Raw genomic sequence first — 17,279 nt, 5'->3', positions numbered from 1 at the left:
CGTAACCAGAAGCAGGTTCGCTGGTGGGAGGGCAGAGACTGATTTCGCTCACGCTTGCGGCTCCCTGCGTCCACAGAAACGGTGGTCCCGCCGCCGAACGGTCGGATGCGGGTGCTACTCTTCGGTGAACGCCACGACGCGGGACACCGACGACTCGCCGCCGCGGAAACGCCACGGGAACGTCCCGATCTGGCAGCGCTTGCCCAGCAGTTCCTCGGGCACCTGTGCGTTCTCCACGTGGACGATACCCTCCGGGAACAGTTCGTTGTGCATCAACTGGTAGCCCTCCGGCGGGAAAATCTCGTCGAGGTCGTCGACGCCGTGGTGCTCGCGCGCTTCCGCGGCGAGTTCGGGGCGCACGTCCCGGATGACTGTGTTCATCGGGTGGTCCGCGCTCCCGCAGTCCAGGATCAGGTACTCGAGTTCCATCTCTTTGCACCAGTCCGCGAACTCCTGGTTCGGGCCGGGGTGCTTGCAGAAGAACGCGTGCGGGTCCGCGTTCTCCGTGTGCCACGCGTACTCCTGAAAGCCCGTGTGGATGAACAGGATGTCGCCCTTCTGGACGTCACAGACGTCCTCGATCATCTCCGAGGTGTAGACGTCGTACTCCCCGACCTTGTCGGAGATGTCCGCGACGACGGCGTCCCCGACGAGTTCCTCCAGGGGCATGCTCTCGATGTCCCGCCCGCTCGCGACGAAGTGCTTCTCGCCGTCGAGGTGGGTGCCCGTGTGGTTCATGAACTCGATCTTCTGGCCGTTGACCTTCTCCGTGTCCAGTGACTTCTCGTACCAGACCTTCGGATTGTCGTAGGTCGGCCACGCCGGCGTGTCCTGTGACCACGGCTGCGTCAGGTCGTGCATCTCGTACCCGTCGAGCATGCCCCGACCCACGCAGGTCCCCATCATAAGGATTGGCCATGGGGAAGGCGTCCGTGTTCTCGTGGGTGATTGTTCGTGTGTTCTGCTGTGACGCCTCTGGAATACTGGGGCTGGAAGTAACTGGTTTCGACACCCCCTTCCCCAAAACACCCGAAAAGCACCGTCCAGAATCGTCAGAAACGCGTTTTCGACCATCCAGAAAGCCCCGGCGCGCTCGGTAGTCGAGACGACGTAAGCACGCGACTGGAAGGAGCGCGCAGCGAGTCGCAGGCAGCGAGCGCTCCGGAGCTTTCAGGAACCAATCGCCAGATAGACCGTGAAGCCACAGAAATCCTGCTTACTCTTCTCCAAACACACCAGCGTCCGCGAGCGCGTCGATCTCGTCGTCGGTGTACCCGAGTTCCTCGAACACCTCGCGGTTGTGCTCGCCGAGTTCCGGCGGCGGCGAGCGGAAGCCGCTCTCGCTGTGCTCGTAGTTCAGCGGGTGTTCGATGACGGGTATCTCCTTTCCTCGCGCTTCCATCTCCCTCACCACGCCCCGGGCTTCGGTCTGCTCGTTGTGGAGGGCTTCGTCCACCGAGTAGACCGGTCCAGCGGGGATGCCGGCGTCCTCCACGAGCACGTCCATCCACTCCTCGGTGGTGCGCTCGGAGAGTTCCGCCTCGAGTTCGGCCTCCAGTTCGTCCATCTGTTCGACGCGGTCGCGGTTCGTCGCGAAGCGCTCGTCGTCGGCGAGTTTCGGGCGGTCGATAGCCTCGCAGAACTCCCGCCAGAGTTTCTGGTTGAGGCACGCGACGTTGATGTGGCCGTCCGCCGTCTCGAACGTCTGGTAGGGCGCGAGCACGGGATCCTTGGTGCCCATGCGCGCCGGTTCCTCGCCGACGAACGCTTTCCCGGCCTGCTTCGTGAGCCACGGCAGCGCGGCGTCCAGCATCCCCAACTCCAGGTACTCGCCCTCGCCGGTGCGCTCGCGTCGATAGAGCGCGTTCACGATGCCGAACGCCGACCACATCGCGGTGATGAGGTCGGTCTGCGGGAGGCCGACCTTGACGGGTCGCCCGTCGGCTTCCCCGGTCACCGACATGATGCCGCTCATTCCCTGGACCAGGAGGTCGTAGCCGGGGCGCTGGCTCCACGGGCCGGTCTGCCCGAACGCGGAGATGGCGCAGTAGACCACGTCGTCGTTGACCTCCCGGATGTCGTCGTAGGCGACGCCGAGTTTCTCGGCGGTACCGGGGCGGTAGTTCTGGATGAAGACGTCGGCCTCCTCGGCGAGGTCGTAGAGCGCCGCGAGTCCCTCCGGCGTCTTGAGGTTCAACTCGACGCTGCGCTTGTCGTAGTTCACCGTCCAGAAGTACGGCGACTCGCCGTCCACGAACGGCGGGCCGGAATGGCGGTTGTCGTCGCCGGCGTCCGGTCGCTCGACTTTGACGACGTCTGCTCCCTGATTCGCGAGCATGAGCGAGCAGAACCCGCCCGTCACGAACGTGCTCAGGTCGAGGACGGTCACGCCCTCGAGCACGCGTCCTTCGGGGTCCATCGTGTGCCACCAGAACGACCCCCAGCATAAATCATTGCTGCCGGTGTCGAGCTGTCTGCGGGGACCGGAAACGGAGCATTGCTTTCCGCGGACTGAACCGGGTTGTGGGCCGTTCCGCCTTCGCCGAGTTAGGCGAATCACGTTCGGTGACGCACCATGGTTTCGTTCAGTGATGCGCCATGGCTCCGTTCAGTGATACGGAACGGACGTCGAGAGATAGAGATAGCCCGAATCGCCGTGAACCTGCGAGTTACACACGAACTGGCTAATTCACGCCTGCCAGAACAGTATCAGTCGCTGTCGATGAGTTCGGGACGACTGATTCTACTGGAGATGCGTTCTGCCAACGGGAACGCACTTTCTTCTTCTCTGAACGAAACTATTACGGTGGTGAATGGTGTTGCCTGTGAACGATACACTATGGACGACAGGGGCGCGCCGTCGGTGCAGTCGGTCGAGACCACGTTCCGCATCCTCGAGGCGCTCCACGACCGCGGCGGCGCGGGCGTCACGGAGCTCGCGTCCGCACTCTCCGTCCCGAAGAGCACCGTCCACAACCACCTCCAGACGCTCCGGCGGAACGAGTACGTCGTCGCGGACGACGGTACGTACCGCGTCGGATGCCGGTTCCTGGAACTCGGCGCGCACGCCCGCGACCGCCGCGCCATCTACGAGGTCGCGCGCCCGGAGGTCGAACGGCTGGCCGAGGAGACCGGCGAACTCTCCGGGGTGCTCGTCGAGGAACACGGGCGCGGGGTCTTCCTGCACCGCGCGATGGGTGAGCGGGCAGTCCACGTCGACACGTACGCCGGGAAGCGCATCGCTCTCCACGGCCCAGCGCTCGGGAAGGCGATACTCGCGGCGCTACCCGAATCCCGCGTGGACGATATCGTCGAGCGCCACGGCCTCCCGCCGCTCACCGAGAACACCATCACCGACCGCGACGAACTCGGGGCGGAACTCGAGCGCATCCGGGAGACCGGCGTCGCGTTCGACGACGAGGAACGCCTCGATGGCCTTCGGAGCGTCGCCGCGGCGATCACTGGGCCGGACGACGAGGTGCTTGGCGCTGTGAGCGTCGCCGGGCCGACCACCCGGTTGCGCGACGACCGCTTCCGCGAGGACCTCCCCGAGGCTGTTCGGAGTGCCGTGAACGTCATCGACCTAAACGTCACGTACTCGTAGCGGTCGGCCGAGCCCCGTTACAGAAGTATGCCAGTAAGGGGTAAAAACCATCCAACAAATTACTATTTCGACTAACTGAAAGCGAACAGTTACTTCTTCACCGGAAGAGAGGGAACGCAGAGTAAATGGGGAAATGGTGTACAAAGGGTCTATTTACTGGAGATTAGAGTCTGCTACCTCCTTCAACTACTCTTCTCTTCCTCTTCTGCCCTGTGGCCTAAATACGGTCGATTATCAGGGTATTGGGTCATATATGCCGGAGAGAAGATATCTGGGCTTGGATAAAAATATCAGCCCCATACACAACATTCTGATGCGACTTGTACGCATCCAATCAGTTGTTCGGCCGGAGCAAGACATTAGCGGGCGGCGAACGCTTGTCCGTCCATGGACCACGACCACGCCGACCTGATCACGCGCTCGGACGCCGTCGAGCGCGTTCTCGACGCCCGGAGCGAGGCGCTCTCCCGTCTCGGAACGGAGTCCGTCGCGCTCGACGACGTCTCGGGGCGAGTGCTCGCCGACCCGGTCGTCGCCCAGCGGGACGAACCGCCCGAGAGCCACGCAACGATGGACGGGTTCGCGTTCGACGCGACCGCCGACTACCCCTACGACGTCGTCGAACGCGAGGTGTTCCCGGAGGACGACCCCGGCGAACTCGGCGCGGGCGAGGCCGTCCGCATCGCCACGGGCGCACCGTTACCGCGCAGTGCGAACGCCGTGCTCAAGGTCGAGGAGGCGTCCGTGAACGCGGGCGAACTCACGGGCACCGACCTCGAACCCGGGACGTACGTCTACGAACGCGGGAGCAACGTCGAAGCGGGCGAGCAGTTGTTCGACGCGGGCGAGCGACTCTCTCCGAAGGACGCAATCCTCCTTCGGGACCTCGGGACCGAGTCCGTGGCAGTCCGCGAGCGCTTCTCCGTGGGCGTGCTGGCGACCGGCACCGAGATACACGAGGGCCGCATCGACGACCTGGACTCGCCGATGCTCGCCGGTCTCGCGCGCTCGTGGGGCCACCGGGCGACCTACGAGGGGACGGTGCACGATGACTACGAGACGGTGCGCGACCGAATCGCGGACCTCGCGGACGAACACGACGTCGTGCTGACGACGGGCGGCACGAGCGTCGGGAAGAAGGACTACGTCATCCGCGCGCTCGCGGAACTCGGTGACGTCGACTTCCACCGGGTCGCCGTGCGTCCCGGGAAACCCATCGCGCTCGCGCGCCTGCCCGACCATGACGCGACGGCATTCGCCATCCCCGGAAAGCCGGTGGGCGCGCACACCATCACGGCGCTCGTCGCGCGCCCGTTTTTCACCGGCCGGACCGACGTGCCGACGATTCCCGCGACGGTCACGCGCGACGTTGGACTCGGACCCGAGGGCTTCGAGTACGCGATTCCGGTGACCCTGGACGAGAGCGAACAGGACGTTCCCGACGCCACGCCACTCGGCATCGAGGGGTCGGGGCTCGACGTGTACGCCGACACGTTCGACCCGAGCGTGCTCTCCTCGAGCACGCGCGCGACCCGGGCCGACGGGTTCGTGCTCACGGAGTCCGCGCTCTCGGCGGGCGAGACCGCGCGCGTCGTGCCGTATCCCGCCGTGGAATGAGCCTCCCAGTCGTCGACCCGCCGGACGCTCACGCGAGCGCGGAGGAGGGAGGAACGCGAGCGTCGAACGTCGCCGGCGTGCTCCTCGCGGCCGGCACGAGTTCGCGCTACGGCGACGAGAACAAACTCCTCGCAGAGGCTGGCGGTGAGCCGATGGTCCGGCGGAGCGCTCGAACCCTGCTCGAGGCCGGTCTCGACCCCGTGGTCGTCGTGGTCGGGCACGAGCAGACGAAAGTTCGGGACGCGCTCGCGGGCCTCGACGTGGCGTTCGTGGAAAACCCCGACTACGAGTCCGGGCAGGCGTCCTCCGTGCAGGCCGGCGTTGCGGCGCTCTCCGACGAAGCGGTGGACGCCGCGGTGTTCGCGCTCGGGGACATGCCGTACGTCGACCCGGGGAGCGTTCGCGCGCTCGTCGCCGCCTACGAGGCCGGCGCGGGGTCGGCGCTCGCGGCCGGTTTCGAGTGCGAGCGCGGGAACCCCGTGCTGTTCGACGCGCGGCACTTCGACGCACTCGCCGGCCGAGAGACCGAGCGACGGGATGACTCCCCGGACGGCGACACGGGCGGCAAGCAGATTCTGCTGTCGGCGGACGACGCGGCGGTCGTCGAGACCCGCGACCCGGGCGTGCGCCGTGACGTGGATGTCCCCGAAGACCGGCGCTGAACCGGGGAGCGATGCACCCGAAGCAGTCGCCGGAATCGCGGGCGTTATGCGGCCGGCGGTCGCACTCCCGGCAATGACCGACTTCGCCTTCGAGCGAACCGTCGACGTCCGCTACCAGGACCACGACACGATGGGGCACGTGAACAACGCCGTCTACGTGACGTACATGGAGGAGGCGCGCTTCGACTACCTTATCGAGTGTATCGGCCTCGACGAGGACGAACTGAACATGGTCGTCGCCCACCTCGACGTGGACTTCCGCCGGCCCGTCCGGTACGCCCGCGAGGTGACGGTCGCGGTGTCCGTCACGGACGTCGGCGGGTCGAGTTTCACGATGGCCTACGAGGTCAGGGACGACGAGGGCGTCGCCGTCGAGGGCGAGACCGTGCAGGTCACGCTCGACCCGGAGACGGGCGACACTCGGCCCGTCCCAGAGGAGTGGCGTGACGCCATCGAGCGCGTCGAGAACTGACCGAAGAAAACGGGACCGCGTGAAACAGCGGGGTGGTTACTCGCGCAGTGCCAGAAGCGTGGCGCCGAGCACGGCGACCAGCGCGACGCCGACGCCGAACCCGGGCGTCGCGGACGCGGACTCGCCGGACGGCGCGTCGGTGCCGTCGTCCGCCGAATCCGTCGTTCCACCCACGTCGGTCGGGATGAGTTGTGCACTCAGTTCCGCGTTGACGACGTAGTTCGAGAAGTACGGACGCGGCGGCTGATCCACCACGTAACTCCCGTACAGTTCGACGTCGCCACCCTCTGCGAGCGAGCGCAGCGCGGCGTCGTCGAAGGCCACCGTGACGGTGCCGTTCTCGACGTCCGCACTGGTCGCGTTCACGCGCTCGTTCCCGGCGGAGAGCGCGTAGAAGCTATTGGTGTTCACGACCGTCCGGTTCTCGGCGGTCGGTTCGGGGAAGGACACCGTGACCGAGCCCTCGCCGTCGAGTTCGACGGTCCCGGCGTCCGTCTCGAAGTCGACACGGCGGATGCGGTTCGTGTCCTCGGGCGAGACCATTCCTTTGGCCGCGACGTAGTTGTAGACGACCTCACCGTACATCGTCCAGTCGACGCTCGTGCGCGTCGCGTTCGCGAGCGGGGAGCCGTCCCAGCCCGCCATGTAGGAGTTCACGGTGACGGTGTACGTCGCCTCGGGGTCGAGTTTCTCGCCGTTCACGTAGACCGAGCGGATCTGGTCCGTGACGTTCTCGTGGCCGACCCACTCGTAGGTGACGCCGCTGACCTGGAGTTTCGGCTCCGCGCCGTACTGCTGCCCCTCGTCGCTCTCCAGTTCCACGATCTGGCTCTGGAGCACGGACTCGAGTTGTGCGCCGGTGAGTTCCACCGTCACGAGGTGGTTGTTGAACGGCAGCATGTTGTACACCTCCCCGGCGGTGACGTTGCCCGGGGCGTACTGCTCGTTCGACCGGATGCCGCCGGCGTTCGTGATGGCGACGTCCGCGCCGGTCTTCCAGCGGAACGCGTCCGTGATCATGTTGCCCAGCGCCGTCTCGTCGTGGTAGTTCGAGGCGAACCGGGAGTCCAGCGTGACCGTCGTCTTCCCGGCGACCTTCGACAACTGCTCGCTGCGGGCATCGGTGATGATCCGGCTCACGTTCGCGTCCTTCGTGACGTTCCGGGTGGTCTCGATGAGCCGACCGTTCCACGCGGTCACCTCGCCGTTCTGCACGGTGAGGTTGAGTTCGCCGAGGAACGCCGCACGGGCCTTCGCCTCGCTGATGACGACGCCGTCGGTCGCCTGCGGCGGGTACGTGATTTCGTCGTCACCGACGAGCACGACGTCGACGTTCTCGGTGTTCTTCGCGAACTGCTTGGCGACGGGCACGCCGAAGTGGCCGAGCGTCACGACGACGTCGACGTTCTTCTCCTCTTTCAGCATCGTCGCGTACTTCGAGCCGACCTTCTGGTAGTCCTTCAGTTCGTAGCCCTGCTTGGCGAAATCGACGGCGGTCTTGGACTTGATCTTCCGGTCGGCGAGTCCGACGACGCCGACTTTCACGCCGCCCTTCTCGACGACGGTGTAGGGCTTCGTGCCGGGGACGGTCTCACCAGTCTCGCTGTCCACGACGTTCGCGAGCAGCCACGAGAACTCCGAGGCTGCTGAGAAGTTCTTCACGGAGTCGAACCCGTAGTCGAGGTCGTGGTTGCCGATGACCTCGGCGTCAGGGTTGATCTCGTTCAGCACGTCGATGGGCGTCCGCCACTGCGTGAGCGGGGACATCGAGTGCGGACTCACCTCGTCACCCGCGCCGAACAGGAACGTAGGGTTGTCGTGGGCGGCGCGTCGCTGCTCGATGAGCGTGGCGAGTCGCGGCATCGAGCCGTTCTGCGCCATCGCCGTCTGAACGTCGTTGTACGAGAGAATCGTGACGGTGGTACCCGCGGTCTGCGTGGCGTTCGTGTCGGCCGCCGTCGCAGCGGCCACGTCACCGGCGGTCGCTGCGGAGGCGCCGTCGGTGACTGCCGCTGCCGGCGCTGCTGCCGACAGCACGAGCGCACAGACCACGAGCACGGAGGTCGCGGTTCGCATGCATCTGAGAAATTTGAAACTACCCGGATAACGTTGTCCATTCGTGGCTATTTAGATACTCTTTCCCATTCCGATTGCTCGAAACATCCACGGACGTGGGTATCAGCGCCGTCGGCGCCGGCTCACCCCCGGCCGAGCGTCGTCACCGCAATTCCGAGGAGGACGACTGCGCCGCCGGCGATAGTGAACACGCCCGGAACCTCCGAAAAGAGGATCAGTGCGAGCAGCGCGCTCCCCACGGGTTCGCCGAGCAGCGAGACGCTGACGACGCTCGACTCCACGTACTCCAGCGCCCAGTTGATGAGCGTGTGCCCGAGCACGCCCGGGCCGAGCGCCATCGCCGCGAACAGCGCCCACTCGTGGAGCGGGTAGCCGAGCAGCGCCACGCCCCGCCACGCGGCGACACAGAACAGCGCGAGCGCGCATACGCCGTAGACGACAAACACGTACGGCCACACGGAGAGGCGCTGGCGCGCCGACCGCCCGGCGAGCGTGTACCCCGCCGCCGTCGCCGCGCCGAGCACCGCCAGCGCGTTCCCGAGAGGGGGGTTCGACCCGACCGCCGACCCGCCGAGCAGGCCGCCCGCCGACAGCACCGCCGACCCCACTATCGCGACCAGGATGCCCGCGACCACTCGAGGGCCGACGTGCTCGTCGAGGAGCGCCCACGCGCCCACCGCGACGAACGCCGGTTGTGTCGTCACGAGCGTCGTGGACGCCGCGATGCTCGTGTACTCGATGGACGCGAACCACGCCGCAAAGTGCACCGCCAGCAACACCCCGGACGCCGTCACGAGCGCCCAGTCTCGGCCCGCGACCGCCGAGAACTCGCCGCGCTTGCGGAACGCGAACGGCGCGACCGCCGCCGTCATGAACAGCACGCGGTAGCACGCCTTCACGAGACTCGGCGCGTCGCTCGCGTCCACGAGAATCGCGCTCGTGCTCACCGCCACCACCGCGACGGCGACGCCGGTCATCGGTGGGAACGGCAGGTCCGCTGTGTCGGTCACGGCGGAAGGTCGCCCCGCGGGTGAATAGTGGTTGCGTTCCCGGGGGAAGTCGTACAACCCGCCATGGTTACGCGCTGCACTCACAGACGCAGTCCGACATTCAGTAACGCTTTTGTTACAGTAATCGAAAATGTCGGATAGATGTCCATTGACTCGCCCCGCCTGGATTCTGGAGAACTGGAACAGCCGCCCTGGCATCGGCAGGTGCGCGCGTTCACACTCCGGGGACTCCGCCGCGTCGGGCACAACCGGTCGGCGCTCTTCTGGACCGTAGCCGGTCCGTCACTGTACTACCTGTTTTTCGGCGTGTTCACAGCGTCGAGCCAGTTCGCCCAATCAGCGACCGCAGTGGCGTTCGCTATCTTCGGGTCGCTGTCGGCGACGGCGTTCGTCTTCGCCGGGAACCTGGGTGCAGATCTACGGGCGAAACGCTACCGGAAACTCAGGTCGCTCCCGGTGTCACCGTGGACGGACCTCGCCGGGCGATTCCTGTCGGGGCTTGTCGTTGGCGTCCTTGCGTTCTGCGCTGTGCTACTCGTCGCCCTGGCGACAGGAGCTCGGTTCACACTGGACGGCCCATTGGCCGCGCTGACCGTCCTCGTGAGCATCCTACTCATCTGTCTTGTCGGAACCAGTCTGTCGATAATCGCTGCGGGGTTCGTTCAGGACAGCCAGCGGATCAACGTACTCGGGAACGCGCTCGTCGCCGGATTGTTCTTCGTGACCGGATTCAACGGTATCCAACCGTCGATACTCCCGTCCGTCGCACGTGGTGTGGTGAACGTGGCACCGAATTCGCTGGCTACCAGACTGATACTCGGCGTCCTCACCCCGGCTGCCAACGAAACCGGGTCTTCTCTCACCCCGCCCCCGGTTCCGGGCGGGCTGCTGTCCGTGTCAGCACTCCTGGCGTACGTGGTGGTTCTCGTGCCGCTGAGTGTACTCGTCATGCAACGAATCGTCTACTGGGGAGAGGCCGGCGAGTGATGTCCGATTCGATTGTTCGAGTCGAGGATGTCGACAAGTCCTTCGACGGAGACACCGCGCTCGCTGGCGTCGATTTGAACATCTCTCGCGACGAGACGACGCTGCTACTCGGGCCGAACGGGTCCGGAAAAACCATTCTGCTGTCCTGTATCGCTGGCGGTCTCACTCCTTCCTCGGGAGAGATCTCGGTGTTCGACTGCGACCCCAGCGACGCATCGCCCGCGCTCACGTTCATGCTACAGGACAGTCTCGCGTTCCCGAACCTCACCGGTCGAGAGACCATCGAATTCTACGCCGACCTTCACCCACACACGACCGACGAGTGGCGCGACTTGGCCGCGCGACTCGGCATCGAGAACGCCCTCGACAAACAGGTCAACGAGTACTCCGGCGGGATGGTCAGAAAGCTCGAACTGGTCGTGACGTTCATGACCGACGTGCCGCTGTACCTGCTCGACGAGCCAACGGCCGAACTCGACATGACGACCGTCGACACGGTTCATTCGATCATCGAGGAGCGACGAGAAGCGGGCAGCACGGTCGTCGTTTCCAGCCACCTTCCAGTCGACATTCAACTGGCCGACCGCGTCACAGTCATCCGCGAGGGAGAACTCGTCACGACCGGCCGTCCGGCGGACCTGATGGCTGACGTGCCATCCGTCGTCGCCGTCGATAGTACGGCCTCGCCGACCGAACTTCGTGATTGTGTCCGCGCTGGCCGGCTTTTCGAGCAACGGGACAGTGCGAGGGGATTTCTCCGGAACTCCGTCGACCGGGAATTAGTGCGTGCACACGGTGGTGTCGTGGAAAGTCCGAGCGTGGTAGACCTGTTCAACTACTACGTACACGTCCTTCCGGAGACGTAGTTCCCCCTCCCAATACGTGAGTCGAAGCCAGTTGTCGAGGCGTTACTCCGCGTCTTCGGGGACGTCGAAGTCGTGGAAGTGCTCGCCCTTCTCCTTCGTCAGAATGTTGAGCGCGGCCGCGGCGCCGTCGCCCGCCGAGATGACCGCCTGCCACTCCTCCGCGCGCACCATCGCGCCGGTGGCGTAGGCGTCGTCGACACTCGTCTCCATCGTCACGTCCACGTCTACGACGTCCTCGTCGGTGAACGCACAGCCGAGATTCTCGGCGAGGTCGCGGTCGGCGCCCGTCGCGAGCACCACGTAATCCACGTCGTCCTCGTCGTCCTCGGTCGTGACCACGAACCCGTCGCCGGTGGACTCGATGTCGGTGACTGCATCGCCCTGGCGGCGGTCGACGCCGAACGAGTCCACCTGCTCCCGGGCGTCCTCCATGAACGCCGTCCCGTCCTCGGACTCGATGCCGAGGTAGTTGAACAGGTGGGCCTTGTGCATCCACGTCTCGTCCGTGTCGAAGACGGTCGTGTCGAGGCCGTTTTTCGCCGTGAACAGTGCCGCGCTCAGACCGGCGGGACCGCCGCCGACGACGACTACGTCTGCCATGGCCGTTCGTTCGTCGGATTGGTGGATAAAGGTACGGCTACTCGAAGATGTCGCGCATTCGTCGATGGCGGTAGTAGAACAGGGAAACCAGGCAGGCGTCCACGAGCGCCGTGCCGACGCGGCCCGCGGGCGCGCGGTAGGTCACGCGGTCCCGAACCAGCGTCTCCCCGCCATCGCCGTAGACGTAGTGTTCGTGACGCCACTCCGGGAGCGGTCCCGACTCCATCTCGTCGACGAAGTACGCGACACCATCGTTTTGCTTCGCTCCACGACGAGCCTCGGATTCACTCCGTTCGCCCGAGACACTCTCGCGTTCCTCGCGCTCAACGATGCGGGACGTCCAGCGTATCCGCGGTCCGACGCCGAACGGTCGCACCGACAGCCGAACTCGAGTGCCGGGTACGAGCACATTCGAGTCACTGCCACCGGGGGACTCGATACCGTCCACGCGCAACTCCGCCCAGTCCGGCGTCAGCGACACCAACCCGTCAATGGTGGCGTGGAACGCCCAGACGTCCGCGAGCGGTGCGTGGACCCGGACAGTCCGCTCGTAGGTCGCCATACCGACTACCTACGGGTCCGTTCGGCATAGGTCCGGTGGCGGCAAGAACTGGGACGCAGGGAAGGATTATGTGTGGATGTCGCTTTCGAGGTGTTATGCCCTCGGAGCGTGCGACACGCACCACGTCCTTCGCGGCGATGGACGTGCTCGAACGGGCCAGCGAACGCGACGCGGTCGTCCACATGGAGGTGGGCGAACCCGACTTCCGACCGCCAGAAGCGGCGACGGAAGCAGCAGTCACAGCACTCCGCGCAGGCGACGACGACTACACGTCCTCGCGCGGGACGCAATCGCTCCGGGACGCTATCAGCGGCCACTACGAGGAGACGTACGGCGTCGACGTTCCGTCGGACCGAATCGTGGTCACGCCGGGGTCGTCCCCGGCGCTCCTGATGACGATGCTCGCGTGCGTCGATCCCGGCGAGGAAGTCGTCCTCACGGACCCCTACTACGCCTGCTACCCGAACTTCGTGCAGCAGGCAGACGGCCGCGTGACGACCGTCGAACTCGACCCCGCCGACGGCTTCGAACCGCAGCCCGAGGCGTACGAGCGCGCGTTCACCGAGGACACTGCGGCGGTGTTGTTGAACTCGCCCGCGAACCCGACTGGCGCCGTACTGAGCGGCGACACGCTCGAGTCGATCGTCGAACTCGGCGAGCGAACCGACACGATGGTCGTCTCCGACGAGGTGTACCACGGCCTCGCGTTCGACGCCGAGGAACACAGCGTCCTCGAGTACACGGACGACGCGTTCGTTCTCGACGGCGTCTCCAAGCGCTACGGCATGACGGGGTGGCGACTCGGCTGGGTGGTCTGCCCGCCAGACTACGTCGACGCCATCAACCGCCTCGCGCAGAACGTCGTCATCTGCGCGCCGTCGTTCGTGCAGGCGGGCGCGGAGGCCGCCATCCGCGAGGGAACCGACTGGCTCGCTGACACCCGCAACGCGTACCGCGAGCGCCGCGACCTCTTGCTCGACGCCGCCGAACGCTGGGGGTTCGATATCGGGTACGAACCGCAGGGTGCGTACTACCTGCTGCTCGACGTTTCGGACCTGCCGGGCGACGCGTTCGACGTCGCGGACGTCTTCTTGGAGGAGGCGGACGTGGCGATGACGCCCGGACCCGATTTCGGCCCGGGCGCGGAGGACTACCTGCGCGCGTCGTTCGCCACCAACACGGCCGACGTGCGCGAGGCTATCGAACGCATCGACGCGCTGCTCGCGACAACAGCCATCAACACCGGCGACTGAGCTACTTCAGGCGCTCCTGGAGGAACGAGGGGTGGGCCGCGGTGACGCCGTCGATTTCCAGAATCCCGCCGCTGATGACTTCTCCGAGGGCGTCGCCGTCCGCGGCGCGGACCTCCGCCATCAGCATGTGGTCACCGCTGGACGTGTACAGCGCTCGCACCGAGTCGAGGTCCTTCAGGTCCTGTGTCGCCTCGACGTACTCCTCGGACGCCACGTCGATGCCGACCATCGCGATGCTCTGACTGGAGAGTTTCTTCGGGTCGACGTCCGCTGAGTACCCGACGATGACGCCGTCGTCCTCGAGTTTGTCGATGTACTTGCGGACGGTAGGCTTCGAGACGTCGGCGCGAGCCGCAATGTCCGCGTAGGACGCCTGTGCGTCCTCCTCGAGCGCGGCGAGGATTCGGTCTTCTGTCGATTCCGTGCTCACATCCGCTGGTTTGGTGCGTGTGAAAAAATATCTTCCGAAACGGTAACTGTCGGGTCGTTCGAGTGGTCTCTACGTCAGCTTCTGGAAAGAACTCCTGTGGCAGAACGGAGCTCCGACGGATGGAGACCCGACGGAGAACGAAAATCCGCTCGTGAATGGGCTACTGCTCTAGCACCGACGAGCGGTCCGAGACCGCTACTTGTGGCGGTCGATGAAGTCGTACGAGCGCTCCCACTCGTAGTCGTCGTCGAAGTACCGCTCCGCGAGCGGTTCCTCGGGCATGTCGCCGCGGTGCTGTTTCTCCTGCTGGTAGGACCGCCGGTCCTCGTCCTCGTAGTACCGTCCGGTGAGGACCGTCCCCTCGTACAGCGCCGACTCCGTCTCGTACATCATCTCCGAGGCCTCCTGTCGGTCGTGGACGTCGAACTCGTAGTCGTCGGAGTCCTGGACGTCGACGTACGGGACGTACTGCTTGGCGTCCTTGTTCCACGTCGGGCACTGCGTCAGGAAGTCGATGTGGGAGAACCCGTCGTGCTCGATGGCCTCCACGATGATCTCCTGGGCCTGGTTCGGGTTGACCGCTGCCGTGCGCGCGATGTACGAGGCGCCGGCGGAGAGACTCAGCGAGAGCGGGCGGATCGGGTCCTTCGCGTTACCCTTCGGCTGGGTCTTGGACTTGTGGCCCTTCGGGGAGGTGGGCGAGGACTGGCCCTTCGTCAGGCCGAAGACCTCGTTGTTGAACACGATGTAGGTCATGTCGTGGTTCTCCCGTGCGGTGTGCAGGAAGTGGTTGCCGCCGATGCCGTAGCCGTCGCCGTCGCCGCCGGCGGCCACGACCTCGAGGTCGTGGTTCGCCAGTTTCGCGGCGCGGGAGACGGGCAGCGAGCGGCCGTGGATGGTGTGGAAGCCGTAGCTCTCGAAGTAGCTGTTGAGCTTCCCGGAACAGCCGATACCCGTACAGAGGAGCACCTCCTCGGGGTCCTTGCCGAGTTCCGCCATCGCGCCCTTCAGCGCCTTCAGTACGCCGAAGTCGCCACAGCCCGGACACCACGTCGGCTGTGGTTCGAGCCCGGGCGTGAACTCGTCTCGTTCGACGTCCCGTTCCTCACCGATCGCGCTGAATGCCTTACTCATGGTTAATCACCTGCTGCGGGTTCGAGCGTCGTCTGTGCCGTCGGCAGCTCGCCGCCGCCGTTCTGTTCGATCTCCACAGCCTCCACGATTTCTGCTGGCTCGAACGGGTTGCCGTTGTACTTCAGGAGACTCGAGAGCGTCCCGTCGAAGTCGCCGGCGTGCTTCTGGATGAGGCCGCGGAACTGCTTGGTCGCGGACATCTCCACGACGATGGCCTCGTCGACGCTCTCGACGAACTCGGTCACCTCCTCGACCGGGAACGGCGAGAGGTCGCTCACGCCGAGGGCCTTCACGCTGTTCCCGTCCGCGTTCATGCGGTCGACGGCCTCCTCGACGGTGCCCTGCTGGCTCCCCCAGACGATGAGACCGAAGTCCGCGTCCTCGTCGCCGTAGAGGGTCTGCTGGTCGCGCTCGTCGAGGTCGCCGCGGACGGACTCGAGTTTCTGCAGGCGGCGCTCGACCTGTGCCACGCGGTTGTCCGGGTCCTCGGCGATGTGGCCGGTCGGCCAGTGCTCGTTGCCGGACGCGAGGTAGCGACCGCCCTTCTGGCCGGGGATCGAGCGTGGGCTGACACCGTTCTCGGTGTCGTGCCGGAAGCGCTCGAACTTCCCGGAGTCGTCGTGGGGCGCGTCCTCGAGTTCGGCCTCCGTGAGCGTGCTGCCGAGGTCCGGCGCCGGCTCGCGGTCGAAAAAGGTTGCGTCCACGTTCCGGTACTCGCCGGAGAGCTTCTGGTCGTAGACGACGATCGAGGGAATCTGGTAGTCGTACGCGATTTCGAAGGCCGTGCGCGTCTGCTCGTAGCACTCCTTCGGGTCGCTCGGGCCGAACGCCACGCGGTGGCTGTCGCCCTGACTCGTGTAGAGGATGTGCTCGAGGTCGGCCTGCTCGGGCTTCGTCGGCATCCCCGTCGAGGGACCCGCACGCATCGCTTCGAGCAGGACGAGCGGCGTCTCGGTCATCTCCGCGAGACCGAGCGGCTCAGACATCAGCGCGAAGCCGCCACCGGATGACCCGGACATCGACTTCACGCCCGAGTGCGACGCGCCGACCGCGAGCGCGGCCGCCGCGATCTCGTCCTCGACCTGCTCGGAGACACCACCGAGATCCGGGAGCAACTGGCTCATGATGGTGAACACGTCCGTCCACGGCGTCATCGGGTAGCCGGAGATGAACCGGCAACCCGCGTCGATGGCCGCGTACGCGATGCCGTGGCTCCCGGAGACGAGCACCTGTTCCTCGTCGTGCTCGCCTTCCGGAACGGTGAGGTCGTGGGAGAACTCCTTCTCGTTGACCTGGTCGTAGGCGTCGTGGAGCACCTCGAGGTTCTGCTCGAGGATGTCCCCGCCCATCGCGTCCGCCATCAGGTCCTCGATGTGGTCGAGGTCCATGCCGACGAGCGCGGCCGTCGCGCCGACGCCCGCGGTGTTACGCATGACCTCGCGGCCGTGTTCCTTGGCGAGGCCGCGGAGGTCGAGCGGGTAGACGTTCCAGTCGTTCTCCTCGACGCGCTCCTCGAAGTTCGGCACGTCCTCGGCGTCGAGCAGACCCTCGTCGTAGACGATGACCCCGCCCTCTCGGAGGTCGTCGAGATTCTCCGAGAGCGGCTTGATCTCCTCGTCGCCGTAGACGGCGTTCTCCGAGGGGTTGCGCGCGAACGAGTCGCCGAGCGCGAGCAGGAAGTTGTACCCGTCGCCGCGTGACTTCACGCCGCCGTCGGCGGCGCGAATCTCCACGTACGTGTGGCCGCCGCGGATGCGAGACGGATAATGTCGGTGCGTGAAGACGTCGAGCCCCGAGCGCATCAACGCCTTCGCGAAGTTCTGACTCGTCGAGTCGATTCCGTCTCCGGAACCCCCCGCGATTCGCCAGATGAGTTCGTCATCAGTCATAGTGGAACCTCTGGCCCGTGGGTCGGACCGTTATCTGGACTAGGTGTGGTCCGCACTAAATCGTTTGCTATCCATTAGCATTGAATGATGATGAACGTCTGCTCCTTTCAAACCGTG

At 65.6% G+C, this 17,279-nt stretch carries 16 protein-coding genes; 7 read left to right on the top strand and 9 right to left on the bottom strand.

The window, feature by feature from the left end:
* Positions 1-114: 114 nt before the first annotated feature.
* Positions 115-879: a cyclase family protein gene (locus LT970_RS07945; RefSeq protein ID WP_232685931.1), complete on the bottom strand. Its 765-nt coding sequence runs from the start codon at positions 877-879 to the stop codon at positions 115-117.
* Between the two features lie 337 nt (positions 880-1,216).
* Positions 1,217-2,419 carry a CaiB/BaiF CoA transferase family protein gene (locus LT970_RS07940; RefSeq protein WP_232685930.1) on the bottom strand — a complete coding sequence of 401 codons (1,203 nt, stop codon included), beginning with the start codon at positions 2,417-2,419 and terminating at the stop codon, positions 1,217-1,219.
* Positions 2,420-2,839: 420 nt separating this feature from the next.
* On the opposite strand from LT970_RS07940, the gene LT970_RS07935 reads away from it, so the two are divergent.
* The 4 genes from LT970_RS07935 (at position 2,840) to LT970_RS07920 (ending at position 6,355) form a co-directional block, all read left to right on the top strand.
* Positions 2,840-3,604 carry an IclR family transcriptional regulator gene (locus LT970_RS07935; RefSeq protein WP_232685929.1) on the top strand — a complete coding sequence of 255 codons (765 nt, stop codon included), beginning with the start codon at positions 2,840-2,842 and terminating at the stop codon, positions 3,602-3,604.
* A 387-nt stretch (positions 3,605-3,991) separates the two neighbouring features.
* On the top strand, positions 3,992-5,221 hold the full coding sequence (locus LT970_RS07930) for a molybdopterin molybdotransferase MoeA (protein WP_232685928.1): 1,230 nt from the start codon (positions 3,992-3,994) through the stop codon (positions 5,219-5,221).
* A complete protein-coding gene (locus LT970_RS07925; RefSeq protein WP_232685927.1) occupies positions 5,218-5,883 on the top strand; it encodes a nucleotidyltransferase family protein in 666 nt (221 codons plus the stop codon). The genes LT970_RS07930 and LT970_RS07925 overlap by 4 nt, the downstream gene beginning before the upstream one ends.
* Before the next feature lie 73 nt (positions 5,884-5,956).
* Positions 5,957-6,355: an acyl-CoA thioesterase gene (locus LT970_RS07920; RefSeq protein ID WP_232685926.1), complete on the top strand. Its 399-nt coding sequence runs from the start codon at positions 5,957-5,959 to the stop codon at positions 6,353-6,355.
* Positions 6,356-6,391: 36 nt separating this feature from the next.
* Here the strand turns inward: LT970_RS07920 and LT970_RS07915 are convergent, their stop codons facing one another.
* Entirely contained in the window at positions 6,392-8,431 is a 2,040-nt protein-coding gene (locus LT970_RS07915; RefSeq protein ID WP_232685925.1) for a bifunctional metallophosphatase/5'-nucleotidase, read from the bottom strand.
* Positions 8,432-8,553: 122 nt separating this feature from the next.
* Positions 8,554-9,408 carry a DMT family transporter gene (locus LT970_RS07910; RefSeq protein ID WP_232688691.1) on the bottom strand — a complete coding sequence of 285 codons (855 nt, stop codon included), beginning with the start codon at positions 9,406-9,408 and terminating at the stop codon, positions 8,554-8,556.
* 174 nt (positions 9,409-9,582) lie between these two features.
* Here LT970_RS07910 and LT970_RS07905 point away from each other — a divergent pair, with 174 nt between their 5' ends.
* Both LT970_RS07905 and LT970_RS07900 read left to right on the top strand, forming a co-directional pair.
* A complete protein-coding gene (locus LT970_RS07905) occupies positions 9,583-10,428 on the top strand; it encodes an ABC transporter permease (RefSeq protein WP_232685924.1) in 846 nt (281 codons plus the stop codon).
* Positions 10,428-11,294 (top strand): ABC transporter ATP-binding protein, encoded by an 867-nt coding sequence (locus LT970_RS07900; protein ID WP_232685922.1) that lies wholly within the window; start codon positions 10,428-10,430, stop codon positions 11,292-11,294. The genes LT970_RS07905 and LT970_RS07900 overlap by 1 nt, the downstream gene beginning before the upstream one ends.
* Before the next feature lie 42 nt (positions 11,295-11,336).
* On the opposite strand, the gene LT970_RS07895 is transcribed toward LT970_RS07900, so the two are convergent.
* Together LT970_RS07895 and LT970_RS07890 are read right to left on the bottom strand one after the other, a co-directional pair.
* Entirely contained in the window at positions 11,337-11,894 is a 558-nt protein-coding gene (locus LT970_RS07895) for an FAD-dependent oxidoreductase (protein ID WP_232685920.1), read from the bottom strand.
* A gap of 37 nt (positions 11,895-11,931) precedes the next feature.
* Positions 11,932-12,456, bottom strand: a complete 525-nt coding sequence (locus LT970_RS07890; protein ID WP_232685918.1) for an SRPBCC family protein — start codon at positions 12,454-12,456, stop codon at positions 11,932-11,934.
* 95 nt (positions 12,457-12,551) lie between these two features.
* On the opposite strand from LT970_RS07890, the gene LT970_RS07885 reads away from it, so the two are divergent.
* Positions 12,552-13,709, top strand: coding sequence for a pyridoxal phosphate-dependent aminotransferase (locus LT970_RS07885; RefSeq protein ID WP_232685917.1), 1,158 nt, complete (start codon positions 12,552-12,554; stop codon positions 13,707-13,709).
* A 1-nt stretch (position 13,710) separates the two neighbouring features.
* On the opposite strand, the gene lrpA1 is transcribed toward LT970_RS07885, so the two are convergent.
* The 3 genes from lrpA1 to LT970_RS07870 form a co-directional block, all read right to left on the bottom strand.
* The gene (lrpA1, locus tag LT970_RS07880) at positions 13,711-14,139 is read right to left on the bottom strand and encodes an HTH-type transcriptional regulator LrpA1 (protein WP_232685916.1); all 429 of its coding nucleotides are present in this window, start codon (positions 14,137-14,139) and stop codon (positions 13,711-13,713) included.
* 195 nt (positions 14,140-14,334) lie between these two features.
* On the bottom strand, positions 14,335-15,273 hold the full coding sequence (locus LT970_RS07875) for a thiamine pyrophosphate-dependent enzyme (RefSeq protein ID WP_232685915.1): 939 nt from the start codon (positions 15,271-15,273) through the stop codon (positions 14,335-14,337).
* A 2-nt stretch (positions 15,274-15,275) separates the two neighbouring features.
* Complete coding sequence (locus LT970_RS07870; protein ID WP_232685914.1) at positions 15,276-17,162, bottom strand: 2-oxoacid:acceptor oxidoreductase subunit alpha; 1,887 nt, start codon at positions 17,160-17,162, stop codon at positions 15,276-15,278.
* Between the last annotated feature and the right edge of the window lie 117 nt (positions 17,163-17,279).

The organism is Halobacterium zhouii (assembly GCF_021249405.1).
Classification (GTDB): domain Archaea; phylum Halobacteriota; class Halobacteria; order Halobacteriales; family Halobacteriaceae; genus Halobacterium; species Halobacterium zhouii.
This window is presented reverse-complemented; position numbering and strand designations above follow the sequence as displayed.